1 protein-coding gene is annotated in these 711 nt (G+C 42.9%); it reads left to right on the top strand.

Annotation, left to right across the window (positions count from 1 at the left end):
- Window positions 1-573 (top strand): hypothetical protein (locus A3739_RS29350; RefSeq protein WP_231877008.1); only part of this gene is annotated, 573 nt, incomplete at its 5' end.
- Window positions 574-711 lie beyond the last annotated feature (138 nt).

Here is a 711-nt window from a genome sequence, read left to right as displayed (position 1 = left end):
ATCGCTGAGCAGATTAAGCAACAGCAAGAACAGCAGAACCAAGATGAACAGCAGAACCAAGACGGTCAACAGAATCAAGACGGTCAACAGAATCAAGATGGTCAACAGAATCAAGACGGTCAACAGAATCAAGACGGTCAACACAATCAAGACGGTCAACAGAATCAAGACGGGCAACAGAATCAAGACGGTCAACAAAATCAAGACGGGCAACAAAACGCTGAGAAGAATGGCGATGATTCGGGAACTCTTCAAAACACTGATGATATTAAAGATCAGAACGAGGAACAATCTAATGCCGCCTCGCAACAGACTAGTAATGATGAGACGAACGAAAAACTTAGTGCACAACAATCACAAGCGCTCGATGAGCTTGATCAACAGCAAGCTGGCAGTGATGATAGTGGTGAGTTTGCTGCCTACAGTGATCAGTTGAGTGATGAAGAACGTCGCTCATATGAGCAATGGATGCGCAGAATACCTGACGACCCTTCTGGTTTGTTAAGGCGTAAATTTGAACAACAGTCTCGCGACAGAAATAACCAAAACAATCCTGAGGAGCCATTATGGTAAAGGCGCTCTTTCACTCATTTATGAACATCTCGTTCTTATACTTATTAGTAATGATGCCCAATGTGCATGCTGCAGATGAGACAACTCTCGATATCAGTATCGACAAAGATAAGTTGTATCAGAACGAAATTTTAAACC

It is taken from the genome of Oleiphilus sp. HI0067, assembly GCF_001635735.1.
Note: the sequence above shows the minus strand (reverse complement) of the source record. Positions and strands in the feature narration are given on the sequence as shown.